Below are 14,884 nucleotides of genomic sequence, written 5' to 3'. Positions count from 1 at the left end.
ATCCATTTACATAGAAGAATTGAATACTTTAAATTGAGAGGGGTACTTAAATGAGTCAAGAAAAGCAAGTCTTCTCGATAGATTTAGCTGGTCGCCAGCTAACAGTTGAAACTGGTCAGCTTGCCAAACAAGCGAACGGAGCAGTATTAGTAAGATATGGCGATACAGCGGTTCTATCTACAGCAACTGCATCAAAAGAAGCTAAAAATGTAGATTTTTTCCCACTTACAGTAAACTATGAAGAGCGTTTATATGCAGTCGGAAAAATTCCTGGCGGTTTTATTAAGCGTGAAGGTCGTCCAAGTGAAAAAGCAATTTTGGCAAGTCGTTTAATCGACCGTCCAATTCGTCCGCTATTCGCAGATGGTTTCCGTAACGAAGTGCAAGTTGTCAGCATTGTAATGAGTGTTGATCAAGATTGTTCTTCTGAAATGGCAGCTATGCTTGGTTCTTCATTAGCGTTATCGATTTCAGATATTCCATTTGAAGGTCCAATCGCTGGTGCGACAGTTGGTCGTATTAATGGCGAATTCGTTATTAATCCAACAGTAGAACAGCAAGAACAAAGTGATATCCACTTAGTTGTAGCTGGTACGAAAGATGCGATTAACATGGTTGAAGCAGGAGCAGATCAAGTGCCTGAAGAAACAATGTTAGAAGCAATTATGTTTGGTCATGACGAAATTAAACGTTTAATTGCATTCCAAGAAGAGATTGTACAAGCTGTAGGTAAAGAGAAATCAGAAGTGAAACTTTATGAAGTTGACGCTGATCTTAATCAAGCTGTACGTGAAATGGCTGAGAAGGATATGCATTCTGCAATTCAAGTACATGAGAAACATGCACGTGAAGATGCAATTAACGAAGTGAAAAAGCGTGTAATTGAGCATTACGAAGCTGAGGAAGCTGACGCTGATACATTAGGACAAGTAAATGAGATTTTATATAAAATTGTAAAAGAAGAAGTACGTCGTCTTATTACAGTTGAAAAAATTCGCCCAGATGGCCGTAAAGGTGACGAAATCCGTCCTTTAGCATCAGAGGTTGGTATTTTATCTCGTACACACGGTTCTGGTTTATTCACACGTGGACAAACACAAGCATTAAGTATTTGTACATTAGGTGCATTAGGCGATGTGCAAATTTTAGATGGTCTTGGTGTAGAAGAATCAAAACGCTTTATGCACCATTACAATTTCCCATCATTTAGTGTTGGTGAAACAAGACCGATGCGTGGACCAGGTCGTCGTGAAATTGGTCACGGTGCACTAGGAGAGCGCGCACTTGAGCCTGTAATTCCATCTGAAAAAGATTTCCCATACACAGTACGCCTTGTATCTGAAGTATTAGAATCAAATGGTTCTACTTCACAAGCAAGTATTTGTGGTAGTACTTTAGCAATGATGGATGCGGGTGTTCCACTTAAAGCTCCAGTTGCAGGTATTGCAATGGGTCTGGTTAAATCTGGTGAGCATTACACAATTTTATCTGATATTCAAGGTATGGAAGATCATTTAGGTGATATGGACTTTAAAGTAGCAGGTACAGCACAGGGTGTAACTGCACTGCAAATGGACATTAAAATCGATGGTTTATCACGTGAGATTTTAGAAGAGGCATTACAACAAGCGAAAATTGGTCGTGTGCACATTCTAAATCATATGTTATCTGTTATTGCAGAGCCACGTACTGAATTATCAGCTTACGCTCCAAAGATTATTACAATGACAATTAACCCAGATAAAATCCGTGACGTTATTGGACCAAGCGGTAAACAAATCAATAAAATTATTGAAGAAACTGGCGTTAAAATTGACATCGAGCAAGATGGTACAGTATTCATTTCATCAATAAATCAAGAAATGAACGACAAAGCTAAGAAGATTATCGAAGATATCGTTCGCGAAGTACAAGTAGGTGAGATCTACGAAGGAAAAGTGAAACGTGTTGAGAAATTTGGTGCTTTCGTTGAATTATTCAGCGGTAAAGATGGATTAGTTCATATTTCTGAACTTGCACTTGAGCGTGTAGGTAAAGTAGAAGACGTTGTGAAAATCGGTGATGTAATTACAGTTAAAGTTATCGAGATTGACAAGCAAGGTCGCGTAAATCTATCTAGAAAAGTATTGCTAAAAGAAGAGCAAGAAAAAGAAGCTGCTAAAGAAGAAGACAAACAAGAGCAGCAATAAGTAAAAGCCAGTTAAACTGGCTTTTTTTGTTATGTAAAAAACATGATGTTCATATATTTTTATGTCGGTATAGGTATAGTTTTCATTATAACGCTCAAATTAACAAAGATAAGAAGAAAATGTTTTTATATAGTTAATTTGGGAGGGTTTATATGAAAGTTCGTATATTGGCATACATATGTATATTTTCTTTATATGTCAGTTTAGGCTCTTATTCTGTTTTTGCACAAGATAACTTGCATGAAGAAATTCAAAAGTATGCAAAACAGTATGAGATTGCACCTCAAAATGCGATGATTGATAAAATATGGAAGGCAACACCTGGATATAATGGAAGACAAGTGGATATTGAAGCATCGTATAATAATATGAAGAAGCTAAAGGAATTTGATCAAAAATATCTTGAATTCAAAGAAGTCTCACCGAGTGTTCATTTGGAAGATTTATCACCAGCTCCAATTTATAGAGGGCATCCAAATAAAAAGATGGTAGGATTAACAATAAATGTGGCATGGGGAAATGAGTATTTGCCACGTATATTAGAGATATTGAAAAAGCATGATGTGAAGGCCACTTTCTTTTTAGAAGGACGTTGGGTGAAAGAAAATTTGCGGTTTGCAAAAATGATTGTCGATGCAAAACAAGAAGTTGGAAATCACTCATACACACACCCTAATATGAAAACGTTATCCTCAGATGAAATACGAGATCAGTTACAAAAAACAAATCGAATGATAGAAGTAGCAACGAATCAAAAAGTAAGATGGTTTGCCCCGCCGAGTGGAAGCTTTCGAGATGAAGTCGTAAAGATTGCAGATGATTTTCAAATGGGAACGATTATGTGGACTGTAGATACGATTGATTGGCAGCGACCTGAGCCAGATGTACTATTGCAGAGAGTAATGAGAAAAATACATCCAGGTGCTATCATATTAATGCATCCTACTTCGTCTACAGCAGAGGCTTTAGATATAATGATTACAAAATTGAAGGAACAAGGATATAAAGTGGGGAATATAACTGAATTACTGGATGAAAAACGTGTGGATTAAATACATTTGCATGACATTCATCCTTAAACTTGTTATCATTAAATAATAGCGTTTTATTTAGAGAAACTGGCAGTAGGAGGAAAGTTTTTGATTAAAAAATATACTTGTAAAAATGGTGTAAGAATAGTTATGGAGAATATACCAACTGTAAGATCGGTTGCAATTGGTATTTGGATCCATGCGGGATCAAGAAATGAAAATGAAAAAAATAATGGGATTTCTCACTTTTTAGAGCATATGTTCTTTAAAGGGACAGAGACACGTAGTGCACGAGAGATTGCAGAATCATTTGATAGCATTGGTGGTCAAGTGAATGCATTTACTTCAAAAGAATATACTTGTTACTATGCAAAAGTATTAGATGAGCATGCTAAATATGCTTTAGATGTTTTAGCAGATATGTTCTTTAATTCAACATTTGATGAGGAAGAACTGAAAAAAGAGAAGAATGTCGTATGTGAAGAAATTAAAATGTACGAAGATGCTCCAGATGATATTGTGCATGATATGTTAACGAAAGCAACATATGAAACGCATCCACTCGGATATCCTATTTTAGGAACAGAAGAAACGCTTAATACGTTTACAGGTGATACGTTACGTCAATATATAAAAGATCATTACACACCTGAAAATGTAGTTGTATCAATTGCAGGAAATATTGATGAAGCATTTTTACAAACAGTGGAGCAATATTTCGGTAGTTATGAAGGAACAACAAACCGTGAACAAGTACATAGCCCAATTTTCCATTTCAATAAGGTAGCCCGCAAAAAGGAAACGGAACAAGCTCATTTATGTCTAGGATATAAAGGCTTACAAATGGGACACGAAGATATTTATAACTTAATTGTATTAAATAACGTTTTAGGCGGTAGTATGAGTAGCCGTTTATTCCAAGAAGTACGTGAGCAACGTGGATTAGCTTACTCAGTATTTTCTTACCACTCTTCTTATGAAGATACAGGCATGTTAACACTTTACGGTGGAACTGGTAGCCAACAATTAGATACATTGTATGAAACAATGCAAGAAACATTAGAGACATTGAAAAATACAGGTATTACAGAAAAAGAGCTTATGAATAGTAAAGAGCAATTAAAAGGAAACTTAATGTTAAGTTTAGAAAGTACAAATAGCCGTATGAGCCGTAACGGTAAAAATGAATTGCTTCTTCGTAAGCATCGTTCACTTGATGAGATTATTGAAAGTGTAAACACTGTAACAAAAGAAAATGTGGACGGATTAATTCGCAACATGTTTACTGATGAATTCTCTGCGGCACTTATTAGTCCAGACGGAAAACTTCCAAAAGGAATAAAACTATAATCGATTTTTATAATGTATCTGATAATAACCTTCTCTCTTTTTAAATGAGAGAAGGTTATTTTTTTTATCCATATAGAATAGGTACTAATTATAGACAATGCAAATGAAAAATTCAGTAGGGGGAGTGGAGTATGTATGCGATTAAGTGAATTAAGTGGTAAAGAGGTTGTAGATATAGAAAAAGCGGAAAAAATGGGAGTCTTAGGTTATATGGATTTAGAGATTAATGAGAAAGACGGACAAATACAAACACTTATAATACCTGTAGGGAAGTGGGGAGGTTTTAAAAAGGAACCACAAGAAGTAAGGGTGGCATGGAGTCAAATAAAGAAAGTCGGACATGATATGCTTCTTTGTGATAGTATAGATCGTTCAAATTCGGAGTGAAGGATGGCCATTTTGGTCATCTTTTTTTGTATCTACATAGAAACCTGATAAAACATATATGCATTTGGATTTTCAATCACCATAAACTCGTACATTACATATGATGTGGAGGAAAAAGAAAAAGTAGGCACTTTTCTTATAAATGACAGAAAAAGAAGGTGAATTAGGGAATGTTGACTGAGATGCATATTGCTGTCATAGGAGGAGATGCAAGGCAGCTAGAAGTAATTCGTAAGCTAGTTGAATTGGATGCAAAACTTTCTTTGATAGGGTTTGATCAGTTAGATCATGGTTTCACAGGGGCAGCAAAAGAAAGTATACAAAATTTAGATTTCACTTCTGTAGACGCAATTATTTTGCCGGTTGCAGGTACAAATGCCAAAGGAGAAGTAGATACTATTTTTTCAAATGAAAAAGTTTCAATAACGAAAGAACAAATTGAAAATACACCAGAACACTTTACTATATATTCAGGTATTGGTACACCTTACTTGGAAAATCTCGTATCTACTACGAACCGAAAACTTGTTAAATTATTTGATCGTGATGATGTAGCAATATACAATTCTATTCCAACTGTAGAAGGTACATTAATGATGGTAATTCAACATACCGACTATACAATTCATGGGTCCAATGTAATGGTTCTAGGATTTGGTAGAACAGGAATGAGTGTTGCGAGAGCATTTCAATCATTAGGAGCCCATGTCAAAGTTGGAGCAAGACGATCTGAACATATTGCACGTATTACAGAAATGATGTTTTCTCCTTTTCATATGCAAGACATAGAGAAAGAAGTAGGAAATATCGATATTGTAATCAATACAATTCCGTACCTCGTTGTAACAGCGAATGTTATTGCAAAAATGCCAGCTCATACGTTAGTGATTGATTTAGCTTCTAAACCAGGCGGTACTGACTTTAGATATGCCGAAAAAAGAGGAGTCAAAGCGTTGCTAGCACCTGGATTACCAGGTATTGTTGCTCCAAAAACGGCTGGGCAAATTTTAGCAAATGTTCTTTCTCAGTTATTAGCAGCAGATGCAATTGCAAAGGAGGAGGAAAAGAAATGAGTTTGAAGGGGAAACGAATTGGTTTCGGATTTACGGGTTCACATTGTACGTATGAGGAAGTTATGCCGCACTTAGAAAAATTAATTGCTGAAGGGGCAGAAGTACGTCCCGTTGTTTCATACACTGTTCAATCAACAAATACTAGATTTGGAGAAGGAGCAGAATGGATTAAGAAGATTGAAGAAATAACAGGTTTTAAAGCAATTAATTCAATTGTTGGAGCAGAGCCACTTGGACCTAAAATTCCATTAGACTGCATGGTAATCGCTCCTTTAACAGGAAATTCTATGAGTAAATTTGCAAATGCAATGACAGACTCTCCAGTACTAATGGCAGCAAAAGCGACGTTAAGAAATGGCAAGCCTGTCGTATTGGCGGTTTCGACGAATGATGCATTAGGATTAAATGGGGTAAATCTAATTACACCAACAAGGTGACGACAAAGCATAAACGCTTATATGTCGCCATCTTGAGGGAGCTTAGGGTAAAGCACAAGTTCGAAATCATCGAGCCTTTGCCACTTTTCCTTTTTATAAACAGCCTTTTCTAAAACGGACTTTAGGAGGCTGTTTTTCTTTTTGGGATCATCTGTTTTAAAGTACAGATCAAGAACATTCTCCACTTGAGGTATTGTATCTTTCTTGACTTTTTCCTTTTTAATTTCGGTTTTAATTTCTTTCTTTAAGTTTTCCATAGTGGAAGTAATTTCAGTTATACGGTCAGAAACTACATTCGAGCGTTCTAAAAACATATCGACTGTGTAAACGCCACGTTCTAATAAATCATGTAAATTATTTTTTTGTTTTTGGACATCCACTAATTCTTTTTCAAGCTTGCGTAATGCAGCTTCATTCATTTGAATGACTTGTGTCTCTTTTAATTTGTCATCTTGCTTATGTTTTTCAAAATCAGCTTTATAATTGATGTACCATTCTTTTAATGCCTCGAGTAAACGCTTCTCGATTAATTCAGTATAACTTGATTTGTTTTCACAGCCACGGTGTTTACAATCCATCGTTTCTTTTCGATTCTTCGGATAACGTTGGACCATGCTATAACCACATTTACTACATTTAATAATGCCAGCTAGAGGATTTTTAATTCCGTTCGTATTGTAAGGAACGTGATATCTTGAGTTTAATTTTTCTTGTACTTGTTCAAATAAATTTTCAGGTATGATTGATTCATGTTTGCCATCAGCAATAATCCAATCTGATTTATCTTGTCTTGCACAGCTACGTTTCACAGCATCAGGCCGTTTTACTTCTTTTCGCTTTTGCCATGTTACTTTTCCGATGTACACATTGTTTTTTAATATATCTAAGATGCTGTAGGGGTTCCATTCATTACCTAGCTTACTTTTGTAGCCAAGATCATTTAACTTGCTTCGGATTGCGTTAGCCCCCATATCCTCATTTGCATACCAATCAAATATCATTCTTACAACAGAAGCTTCTTCGGAATTAATCGTTAAAGTACGTTCTCGCTTATTTAAACGATGGATATCATATCCGAATGGTGCATGTGTACCAAGGTAATTCCCAGCCTCTACACTGGCGACACGACCTCGTTGCATACGTCTTGTAATAATTTTTAACTCCTTACGAGCCATAAACGCTTCAAATTCGCTGTATTCTTCGTCCCACTCATCATTAAGGTCGTAAGTCTTCCTGGGTGTCATAATCTTCGTATTCGAGCGTTTAAACGTCTCTAAAATGATTCCTTGCTCTTTCATACCACCACGACCTAGACGGTCCATATCCATACAAAGAACAACATCATATTTGTTATCTTCAATTTCTTCAAGCAGCGCTAGCATCTCAGGCCGCTTCACTAAGCTTTCACCAGAAACGATTTCCTCACGGACAGCTAAAACATTTAAGTTCATTTCCTTGGCAATTTTCAGTAGGGTAGAGCGGTGCTTTGCTAACGTTTCGCCTTCGCCGCGTGCTTCAGCTTCTAGATCAGCACGGGATTTTCTTAGGTAGATTGCGGTTTTCATAGATAGCCCTCCTTAGATTAGTATTTATTATATAAAAGTTTAAGTGTAGTGAGAAGGAATTATTATAAATAAAAAAGGCCCCAGTGAATGGGGCTTTTTAAAGAGTTAGATCGCTACAAAAATTTCTTCTTGTGGAGCAATAGCTTTTATTTTATTCATGATGGATTGGATTTCTAAGTTTCGATCATATAGAATACTTTCCTTATTCAGTTCGTATATTACAGCTTTTTGTAAGTAATCTTTAGAGTCAAAAAAGTAAGTGGCTTTAATTATTTGTCCCAAGTCTTGGAATACGAGATCTACTTTAGTACCGCCTTTATGTGATGAAAAGTTTACACCATGATAGTCAGGATCTTTAACATTATCTAATAAATCATTAGGATAAAGGGGATTTAAATAAATAGTTTTCCATAATTGTTCTCTTAATTGATTAATCATTTTTTCCACCTCATATAATTGATTCAAGCATTTTGCGAAGTTGTACTATTATTTGTTCAAGGTATGCATCTGCGTGTTTGTAATCATCAATAGCCCATTCGCTTCTTTCTCCAAATCTTTGTTTACATGCATTGTTTAAGAAAACAGAAATTATAGCATCATTTTTTTCTTTTTGCAATATCCACTTCTGTTTTATAGGTAATTGAGTTAATTCATTACCTTGAGCTTCAAGCCCATAATCAAGGAGTAATGTAGCTGGTAAATCGAATTGAATTCTTTGATTAAACTCTTCACGTAATTTAATTCTGAATTTTTTTGGATTATTAATTAATGGATTGAATTCATGTTCTACGTTACCTTTATTCACAAGACGTCTTAATTCTTCATCGGTAATATGAGGAAGCTGTTCTTTTAACTTAGCAATTTCATTTTGTAAATTCTGTTCATATTCCTCATATTTTTGAGCAGCTAGGGTGTATTCATAAAAATCTTCACTAAAATAGATTTCTCCCTCTGCAGTTACTTTTCCTACATCTTTATCTTGTTTTTTTATTTCACGTTCAAGTTTTCTTTCTTGTTTCTCACTACCTGAAACACTACTTAATAGTGATGCGTAATCTTGTTCTTGTTTGTATTCTTCCCATAATTCTTGTAGGCCGAGTTCTTCATGGGCAATTACAACACCAATATTATCTGATTCGCTTTTTGTTTCAGTTTCAGGTATTCTTCTTAAAATACGTCCAATAAATTGTGAATATGGAGCTAAACTTCTATAAGGCCGGAATATAGCTGCGATTGATAAATAGGGATGATCATACCCTTCGCCTAACATCGCAACGTGAATAACAACGTCTGTTTGATGGCTTTCGATCATACGTAGTGCAGTTTCTTTGTTTTGCTTTTTTAAATCACTATGCACAATCACTGATCTAAGACCAGTTTTTTCATATAAAGCTTTTACTCTTTGAGCATGTTCTATGCTACAACAAACAGCAATGATTTTATGAGGAACATCACTTTCGGATTTCTTTTGTTTTAAATGTTCAATACTGGATTCTATAATATGTTGGTTACAAACGTCTGATAATGCTACACTACGAGTTATATAATCGGATTCTTTAATTCCTTCTTCACGTAATTGATCTAATGTATAAGTTTGTGAGGGATCATCATCTATAGTAAGCATGATTTTTTCAGGTTGTAATACAAAGTTCTTTAAACTTTTTACAATTCCATCATGCATAGCTTGTCCTAAACGATAATTCACAATCATTTTACCATGTATTTCTTTTCTATCAGCTCTAAATGGAGTGCCTGTAACTTTTAGTACTTTTGCTTCATTAAAATAATCTAATGCCTGTTGCCACGTTTTTGCTGGAGAATGGTGTGCTTCATCCACAATAATCATATCGAAAAAGTTTTTATCCACTTTATTTAAGAGGGACTTTTTGTATTGTGGTGATAATTTATGAATGTTTAAGATAACAATATTACTATTTTCTAATTCTTCGTCATGTGTATCTTTGTCATATTCCACGACTTTTGGTAGATGTTCGAACTTATCGAAAATCTTATGTTTTAACCAAAAGTTATTAATTTCTGATGGATCTAGTGAATCAACAACGTGATCTTTAATTACTAATTGAGGTGTAATTATTAAAACGCGCCCCTTCGATAAGCCGAAAGGCGAGATTGCCATGACACCAGTTTTTCCAGCACCTGTAGGTAAGACGACTACTGCATGCTCTTTAGATTTTTCTAGTAAGAAGTGTTTGGAAATTTCAACATATGCATTAACTTGGGCATTTCTTAAACACTCGTTTTCAAGAATATTCGGTTGAGCTACTGGTTTTACAAAGTAATTAATATTAAAATTCATAAAAGTATTCCTCCTAATTATTTTGGGTCAAATGCACTGTGTTTTTTATGTATTTTAAATATACATTTGAAGCGAAGTTACAGAAATAAAATTCTTCTTCAATTGATTTACCCTTCTCATATAAGATAGTTGTATTATCATTTAGGGTATGGCTATGTATTAGACTGAGCTTACTTAATGTGTCTTTGTCTAATATTTCAATGAGGTAGCTACTATTCATTTTGTTATTATAAAAGTTATGAATGTTAACAATCATCATACTTATTACGATTGGAAAACATATTATAAAATATATTAAATCTAAAGACTTATCTCCATATATGAAAGCATAGTACACAAATGGGTATAAAAACATACTACTTATAAGAGCTAAGCTTGAAAAAATTAAGTTTACCCTTCTCAATTTCATTTTGGTTTGAATAGAACATAAATTAACAATAATAGTGATTAAGATGAAAATTGAGAATAATATGAATATGCACATTAACAATAGTGCAGGCCAGCCATCAAATTTTGCAGCATCGTCTTTTGGATCATAGCTATGATAACTTACCGCTAGTATTGTAGAAGGGGATAAGTAGAAAATAAAGATATAAAGTAAACAACGAAAAACGGAATGCATAAAATTGATTTTATGTACATCTTCTTTGTTAATAAAAATTTTGTCGAAATCTGTAATGTTTTTTACTTTGAAATACATGTTATAACATAGTGCTATTAAAGGGATAATTATTGTAATGATAGGGCCAGCTACTTTTAAAGGTTCAACAATATCCAAAAGTATTATCCTCCTAGGTCTCTTTTAATGGATAGCGATTATTGTATTTTAAATTCATATTAATAACTTTTTAAACGAGCAAAACTTTCTGGAATTCCATAGATTTCAGCTATTTCTTGAATTGATAGATTTGTATCTTGATATTCTGAAATCATTTCATCAGGTAATAAGAGTTCGACTGCAAATGTATTTGCTTCGATCTCTAATCGATCTACAGAAAAAAAGGTTTTATTTCGTAAAAATGGAGTATTAGCTTTTGGGTGCAATAGAGCATGTCCTAGTTCGTGAGCACAGACAAAGCGTTGTGTGGTTTCGTCAATCCTATTATTAATATGAATGAATTTAAAACGTTTATAAGTGTTGTAAAAACCAAGAGTATTCTCAAGGTCTTCGAACAACACTATAATACTTTTTCGTTTAGCAATTTCAAAGGGGTTTGTTGTGTCGTGTTTTTTTACGATTTTGAGTACGTATTCTTTAATTTCCATTTCTCGCTCCATTTAATCTTTTTTATACTTGTTTGGAGTGAATTTTTGCTTGGCAAGTTGTTTAGCCATGCGCATAGAATTTTCCAGAGAGATACGAATCATTTCCTTTGTATGTTCATCGATAGGTTCACCGTCAAACATGAGGGCATCCTCACTATTCTCTAAATCGGCTAAAGTTTTCTCTAAGTCTTTGGCGATATCACGTTCTTCTTTAACAGATAAACTAGTTAATTCATTAGATAGCATTTCTTTTTTCTCCGTCCTATCCAATAAATAATCTGTTGAGACTTCAAAAAAATCTGCAATTTTTTTTAATGTGTCATAATCTGGTTCGCGTTGACCTTGTTCATAATTAGCTAATTTCCCTCTTGAAAAACCTAAGCGATCAGCAAGTTCATATTGACTTAATTTTTGCTTTTTCCTAAGTTCCGAAATCTTTTTTCCAAGCATAAATTCTTCCTCCTTTCTTTACTGAATAAGAATAGGTGCTTTTTTCTTAATTATAGAAACGTTTAGTTTCTAAATCCACAAAGGAAACAAAAAGTTTCTAATAAATATTGACAGAAACGATTTGTTTCTTTATATTTGGAGTATAAGGAAACAAATTGTTTCTTTAGGGGGTGGAATAGTGGATAAAAAAAGAAATAAAATGATTGAGTTTAGAAGTGGTCAATCAAGGTTAATCGTGGCAAGGAAGCTAGAAATCACGCCTCAAATGCTAGGAGCAATCGAGCGTGGTGATAGGACACCTTCATTAGAATTAGCCAAAAGAATAGCTGATTTTTATAAAACCACAATTGATTATCTTTTTTTTAATTAAAATGGAAACGAAACGTTTCCTTAAGAGGTGAGAAAATGCCATCAACTAACATGGCAGTACCAACAGAACCGTCGCATAAACATATAAAAAGCACTTCAAGAGGTGACACCATGAGCCAACAAGAAGAATATGCGGCGACTTATGAATTTGGAAAAACGAAAGTCCATGTTGTGGCTCCTGAGCCAAAATCACAAAAGGATATCGATAAAATCCGTCAAGCATATTACAAGGCTGGTTGGGCCATCATCAAAGAGATACAAGTAAAAGAAAACGTTGAGGAATAGTTCCTCTCTTTTTATACGAAAAGTAGACAAGTTACATATGTACTAAGTTCATTGTAACCATTTGAAAACTAAATATGGAGGCGAACAGATATGGGAACAAGCATATACTGCAATTCAGCAATAGGAGAATTATTACAGAATGCTAGAGAATGTTGTGACAATGTTCAGCTGAAAACAAAGAAAGGGTTATCTAAGTACCTTGGTATTACACATGAACGATTAACCCGTATTGAATCTGGACTTTCTAAACCAGAATTTGAACTTGCGATGGATTGGTGCCATGCAACAGGAGCAAAATTAAATCAACAAGCTATTAAACATATTTATGGTGTTGGGTTACCGCCTACAGATCCACGTTTAACTCAAGATGTAAATCTACAATTGATGAACTACATTAAGCAAGCTGAAGAGGGAATTGCGGCAGCTAAAGAAATTATGAATCTACAAGTTACAACAAGGTCATGGAAGCATGATGAAAAGAAGAAACATGAATATGCAGTTCATGCAAAAGAAATCTTCGATACAATCCAAGCTACTCAATGTGTAGTACAAGCCCTTGAACAAGTTCATTTTGGCATTATGGAACAAATACAAAGAAGTTGGTTACAAAAGGCTATGGCGGAGAACGTTATTATTCAATCGGTAGATAGCTTAATGAATTTAACAAAGGTGCTGTAAAGGGGGAAGGAAAATGACAGTAGATTATAAGAAACCTAGTTTAAAAGAATATAAGGAATTAATTCGATATGACGCAAAACTAACTGGTGAAATAAAAATAGCAGAATTACTTAATGAGGATGTAAAAATAGTTGAATTAAAGCAAGAGAAGAAATTGTTGGGGATTCGAATCAAAATTATAGAAGCATCATTTATTTTGAAACATAAATGGGTAAATAAAAAAGCTACCGCCTAGACAACAGTAGCTCTGAAAAATATCGTAAAGCAATTATAACATTATATAAATCATTTGGACAAGCCACTGTGCTTGTCGTTATGACCAGAAAGGGATGTTTCCTCCCATACCTCTACAATGTTCCTTTCTGGTTGTAACGATGCGTACAGCATCAATTTAATTAGAAAGGAGATGTAATCCATGAACGATAAAAACAATCATCTTCATGATCTAGTTCTTCCTGGAGATTTTTCATTTGCGAATAAGCTTCGTAACTGTATGAGTGAATGTATTTATAACATGTTTAATGCAGAATCAATCGAAGAATCAAATCACTGGGAAGAAGAGTTGAAGCGATGTATAAGGGAATTTAAAATGCTTCGTGATATAAAAGAGGAACATGAGGCATCGATGAGTTACCGTGTAGTAATTAAAGATTTAAGAGCAAGAGGAGTTAACGCTTCGTTAGTAACACGAAGAAAATAAAAAGATCTATCACTTGGCAGAGTGATAGACAAACGGTCTTGCAAAAGATCTTGGGATTAATTATATCAAATTAGCATTCGTATAACAACGGAGTGTGCTACATGCTTTTAGACAAATCGTTACATAGAGTGTTGCTGAACCCTAAAGTGTTTCAACAAGCAACATCAGAACAACACCTAATTTACTTAGTAAAACAATATCTCAAAATAGGATACAAGAATTATCGCTTATTACGTGTAGAGGGCGGATTCGCGATATGTAAACGGGAGGATGAATAATATGGCAGTTTATAGACCAGTACACGTTTCATTTTGGCAGGATTCATTTGTTTTAGACCTTACACCGGAGGAGAAGTATTTCTACTTATATTTGATGACAAACAGCAAGACGTCTCAATCAGGAATCTATGAGCTTCCACTTCGTATCATTGAAACTGATACAGGATATAATCGTGAAACTGTTATGAAGCTATTAGAACGTTTTGCTGAGTACGGAAAAATTAATTACAACCAAAAAACAAAAGAGTTGTTCTTAATTAACTGGTTAAAATTCAATCCAATTAAAAATGTAAACATTGAAAAGTGTGTTTTAAAAGAGATTCAATCTGTGAAGGACCAGGATTTTTTAGTTGATTTCTATGAAACTTGTTTGCAATTAGAAAAAGAGCAAGATTTTAAAATCCCTCGTATTAAGGAGTATTTATCAGTCCGTTTGGAGGGGCTTATAAGGGGCTTCCAAGACCCTAGCAAGGAAGAAGAAAAAGAAAAAGAAAAAGAAAAAGAACAAC

Annotated in this window: 16 protein-coding genes and 2 pseudogenes; 12 read left to right on the top strand and 6 right to left on the bottom strand. The window is 34.4% G+C overall.

Features of this window, described 5'->3' with window-relative positions; translation table 11 throughout:
• Positions 1-50: 50 nt before the first annotated feature.
• From pnp to dpaB, 6 genes and pseudogenes are all read left to right on the top strand, one after another.
• Positions 51-2,189 (top strand): polyribonucleotide nucleotidyltransferase, encoded by a 2,139-nt coding sequence (gene pnp, locus MR167_RS08840; protein ID WP_000076744.1) that lies wholly within the window; start codon positions 51-53, stop codon positions 2,187-2,189.
• 152 nt (positions 2,190-2,341) lie between these two features.
• Positions 2,342-3,241 carry a polysaccharide deacetylase family protein gene (locus MR167_RS08835; RefSeq protein WP_000868231.1) on the top strand — a complete coding sequence of 300 codons (900 nt, stop codon included), beginning with the start codon at positions 2,342-2,344 and terminating at the stop codon, positions 3,239-3,241.
• A gap of 87 nt (positions 3,242-3,328) precedes the next feature.
• Positions 3,329-4,570 carry a M16 family metallopeptidase gene (locus tag MR167_RS08830; RefSeq protein ID WP_000592996.1) on the top strand — a complete coding sequence of 414 codons (1,242 nt, stop codon included), beginning with the start codon at positions 3,329-3,331 and terminating at the stop codon, positions 4,568-4,570.
• Between the two features lie 135 nt (positions 4,571-4,705).
• Positions 4,706-4,957, top strand: a complete 252-nt coding sequence (locus tag MR167_RS08825; protein WP_001239759.1) for a YlmC/YmxH family sporulation protein — start codon at positions 4,706-4,708, stop codon at positions 4,955-4,957.
• A 170-nt stretch (positions 4,958-5,127) separates the two neighbouring features.
• A complete protein-coding gene (gene dpaA, locus MR167_RS08820; protein WP_000954737.1) occupies positions 5,128-6,030 on the top strand; it encodes a dipicolinic acid synthetase subunit A in 903 nt (300 codons plus the stop codon).
• A pseudogene (dpaB, locus tag MR167_RS08815) lies at positions 6,027-6,452 on the top strand (dipicolinate synthase subunit B); the annotation flags it as partial. The gene dpaA and the pseudogene dpaB, both read left to right, overlap by 4 nt.
• A 32-nt stretch (positions 6,453-6,484) precedes the next feature.
• On the opposite strand, the gene MR167_RS08810 reads toward dpaB, so the two are convergent.
• From MR167_RS08810 to MR167_RS08785, 6 genes are all read right to left on the bottom strand, one after another.
• The gene (locus MR167_RS08810) at positions 6,485-8,032 is read right to left on the bottom strand and encodes a recombinase family protein (protein ID WP_242314406.1); all 1,548 of its coding nucleotides are present in this window, start codon (positions 8,030-8,032) and stop codon (positions 6,485-6,487) included.
• A 105-nt stretch (positions 8,033-8,137) separates the two neighbouring features.
• Positions 8,138-8,470, bottom strand: coding sequence for a hypothetical protein (locus MR167_RS08805; protein WP_074625036.1), 333 nt, complete (start codon positions 8,468-8,470; stop codon positions 8,138-8,140).
• Between the two features lie 10 nt (positions 8,471-8,480).
• A complete protein-coding gene (locus MR167_RS08800) occupies positions 8,481-10,349 on the bottom strand; it encodes a DEAD/DEAH box helicase (protein WP_242314404.1) in 1,869 nt (622 codons plus the stop codon).
• 13 nt (positions 10,350-10,362) lie between these two features.
• Entirely contained in the window at positions 10,363-11,127 is a 765-nt protein-coding gene (locus tag MR167_RS08795) for a hypothetical protein (protein ID WP_074625034.1), read from the bottom strand.
• Between the two features lie 59 nt (positions 11,128-11,186).
• On the bottom strand, positions 11,187-11,615 hold the full coding sequence (locus tag MR167_RS08790) for an ImmA/IrrE family metallo-endopeptidase (protein WP_074625033.1): 429 nt from the start codon (positions 11,613-11,615) through the stop codon (positions 11,187-11,189).
• A 12-nt stretch (positions 11,616-11,627) separates the two neighbouring features.
• Entirely contained in the window at positions 11,628-12,065 is a 438-nt protein-coding gene (locus MR167_RS08785; RefSeq protein WP_074625032.1) for a helix-turn-helix domain-containing protein, read from the bottom strand.
• 178 nt (positions 12,066-12,243) lie between these two features.
• Between MR167_RS08785 and MR167_RS08780 the strand changes: the two genes are divergently transcribed.
• The 6 genes and pseudogenes from MR167_RS08780 to MR167_RS08755 all read left to right on the top strand — a co-directional run.
• Entirely contained in the window at positions 12,244-12,435 is a 192-nt protein-coding gene (locus MR167_RS08780) for a helix-turn-helix transcriptional regulator (protein ID WP_078419082.1), read from the top strand.
• Between the two features lie 35 nt (positions 12,436-12,470).
• Positions 12,471-12,719 (top strand): hypothetical protein, encoded by a 249-nt coding sequence (locus MR167_RS08775; protein ID WP_002082295.1) that lies wholly within the window; start codon positions 12,471-12,473, stop codon positions 12,717-12,719.
• 90 nt (positions 12,720-12,809) lie between these two features.
• The gene (locus tag MR167_RS08770) at positions 12,810-13,397 is read left to right on the top strand and encodes a hypothetical protein (protein ID WP_000537277.1); all 588 of its coding nucleotides are present in this window, start codon (positions 12,810-12,812) and stop codon (positions 13,395-13,397) included.
• A gap of 13 nt (positions 13,398-13,410) precedes the next feature.
• Positions 13,411-13,632 (top strand): RNA polymerase subunit sigma, encoded by a 222-nt coding sequence (locus MR167_RS08765; protein WP_242314402.1) that lies wholly within the window; start codon positions 13,411-13,413, stop codon positions 13,630-13,632.
• Between the two features lie 180 nt (positions 13,633-13,812).
• The gene (locus MR167_RS08760) at positions 13,813-14,097 is read left to right on the top strand and encodes a hypothetical protein (protein WP_242314401.1); all 285 of its coding nucleotides are present in this window, start codon (positions 13,813-13,815) and stop codon (positions 14,095-14,097) included.
• Positions 14,098-14,376: 279 nt separating this feature from the next.
• Positions 14,377-14,884, top strand: a pseudogene (locus MR167_RS08755) (DnaD domain-containing protein); the annotation flags it as partial.

This window comes from Bacillus cereus group sp. BfR-BA-01355, from assembly GCF_022663675.1.
GTDB lineage: Bacteria > Bacillota > Bacilli > Bacillales > Bacillaceae_G > Bacillus_A > Bacillus_A thuringiensis_S.
Note: the sequence above shows the minus strand (reverse complement) of the source record. Positions and strands in the feature narration are given on the sequence as shown.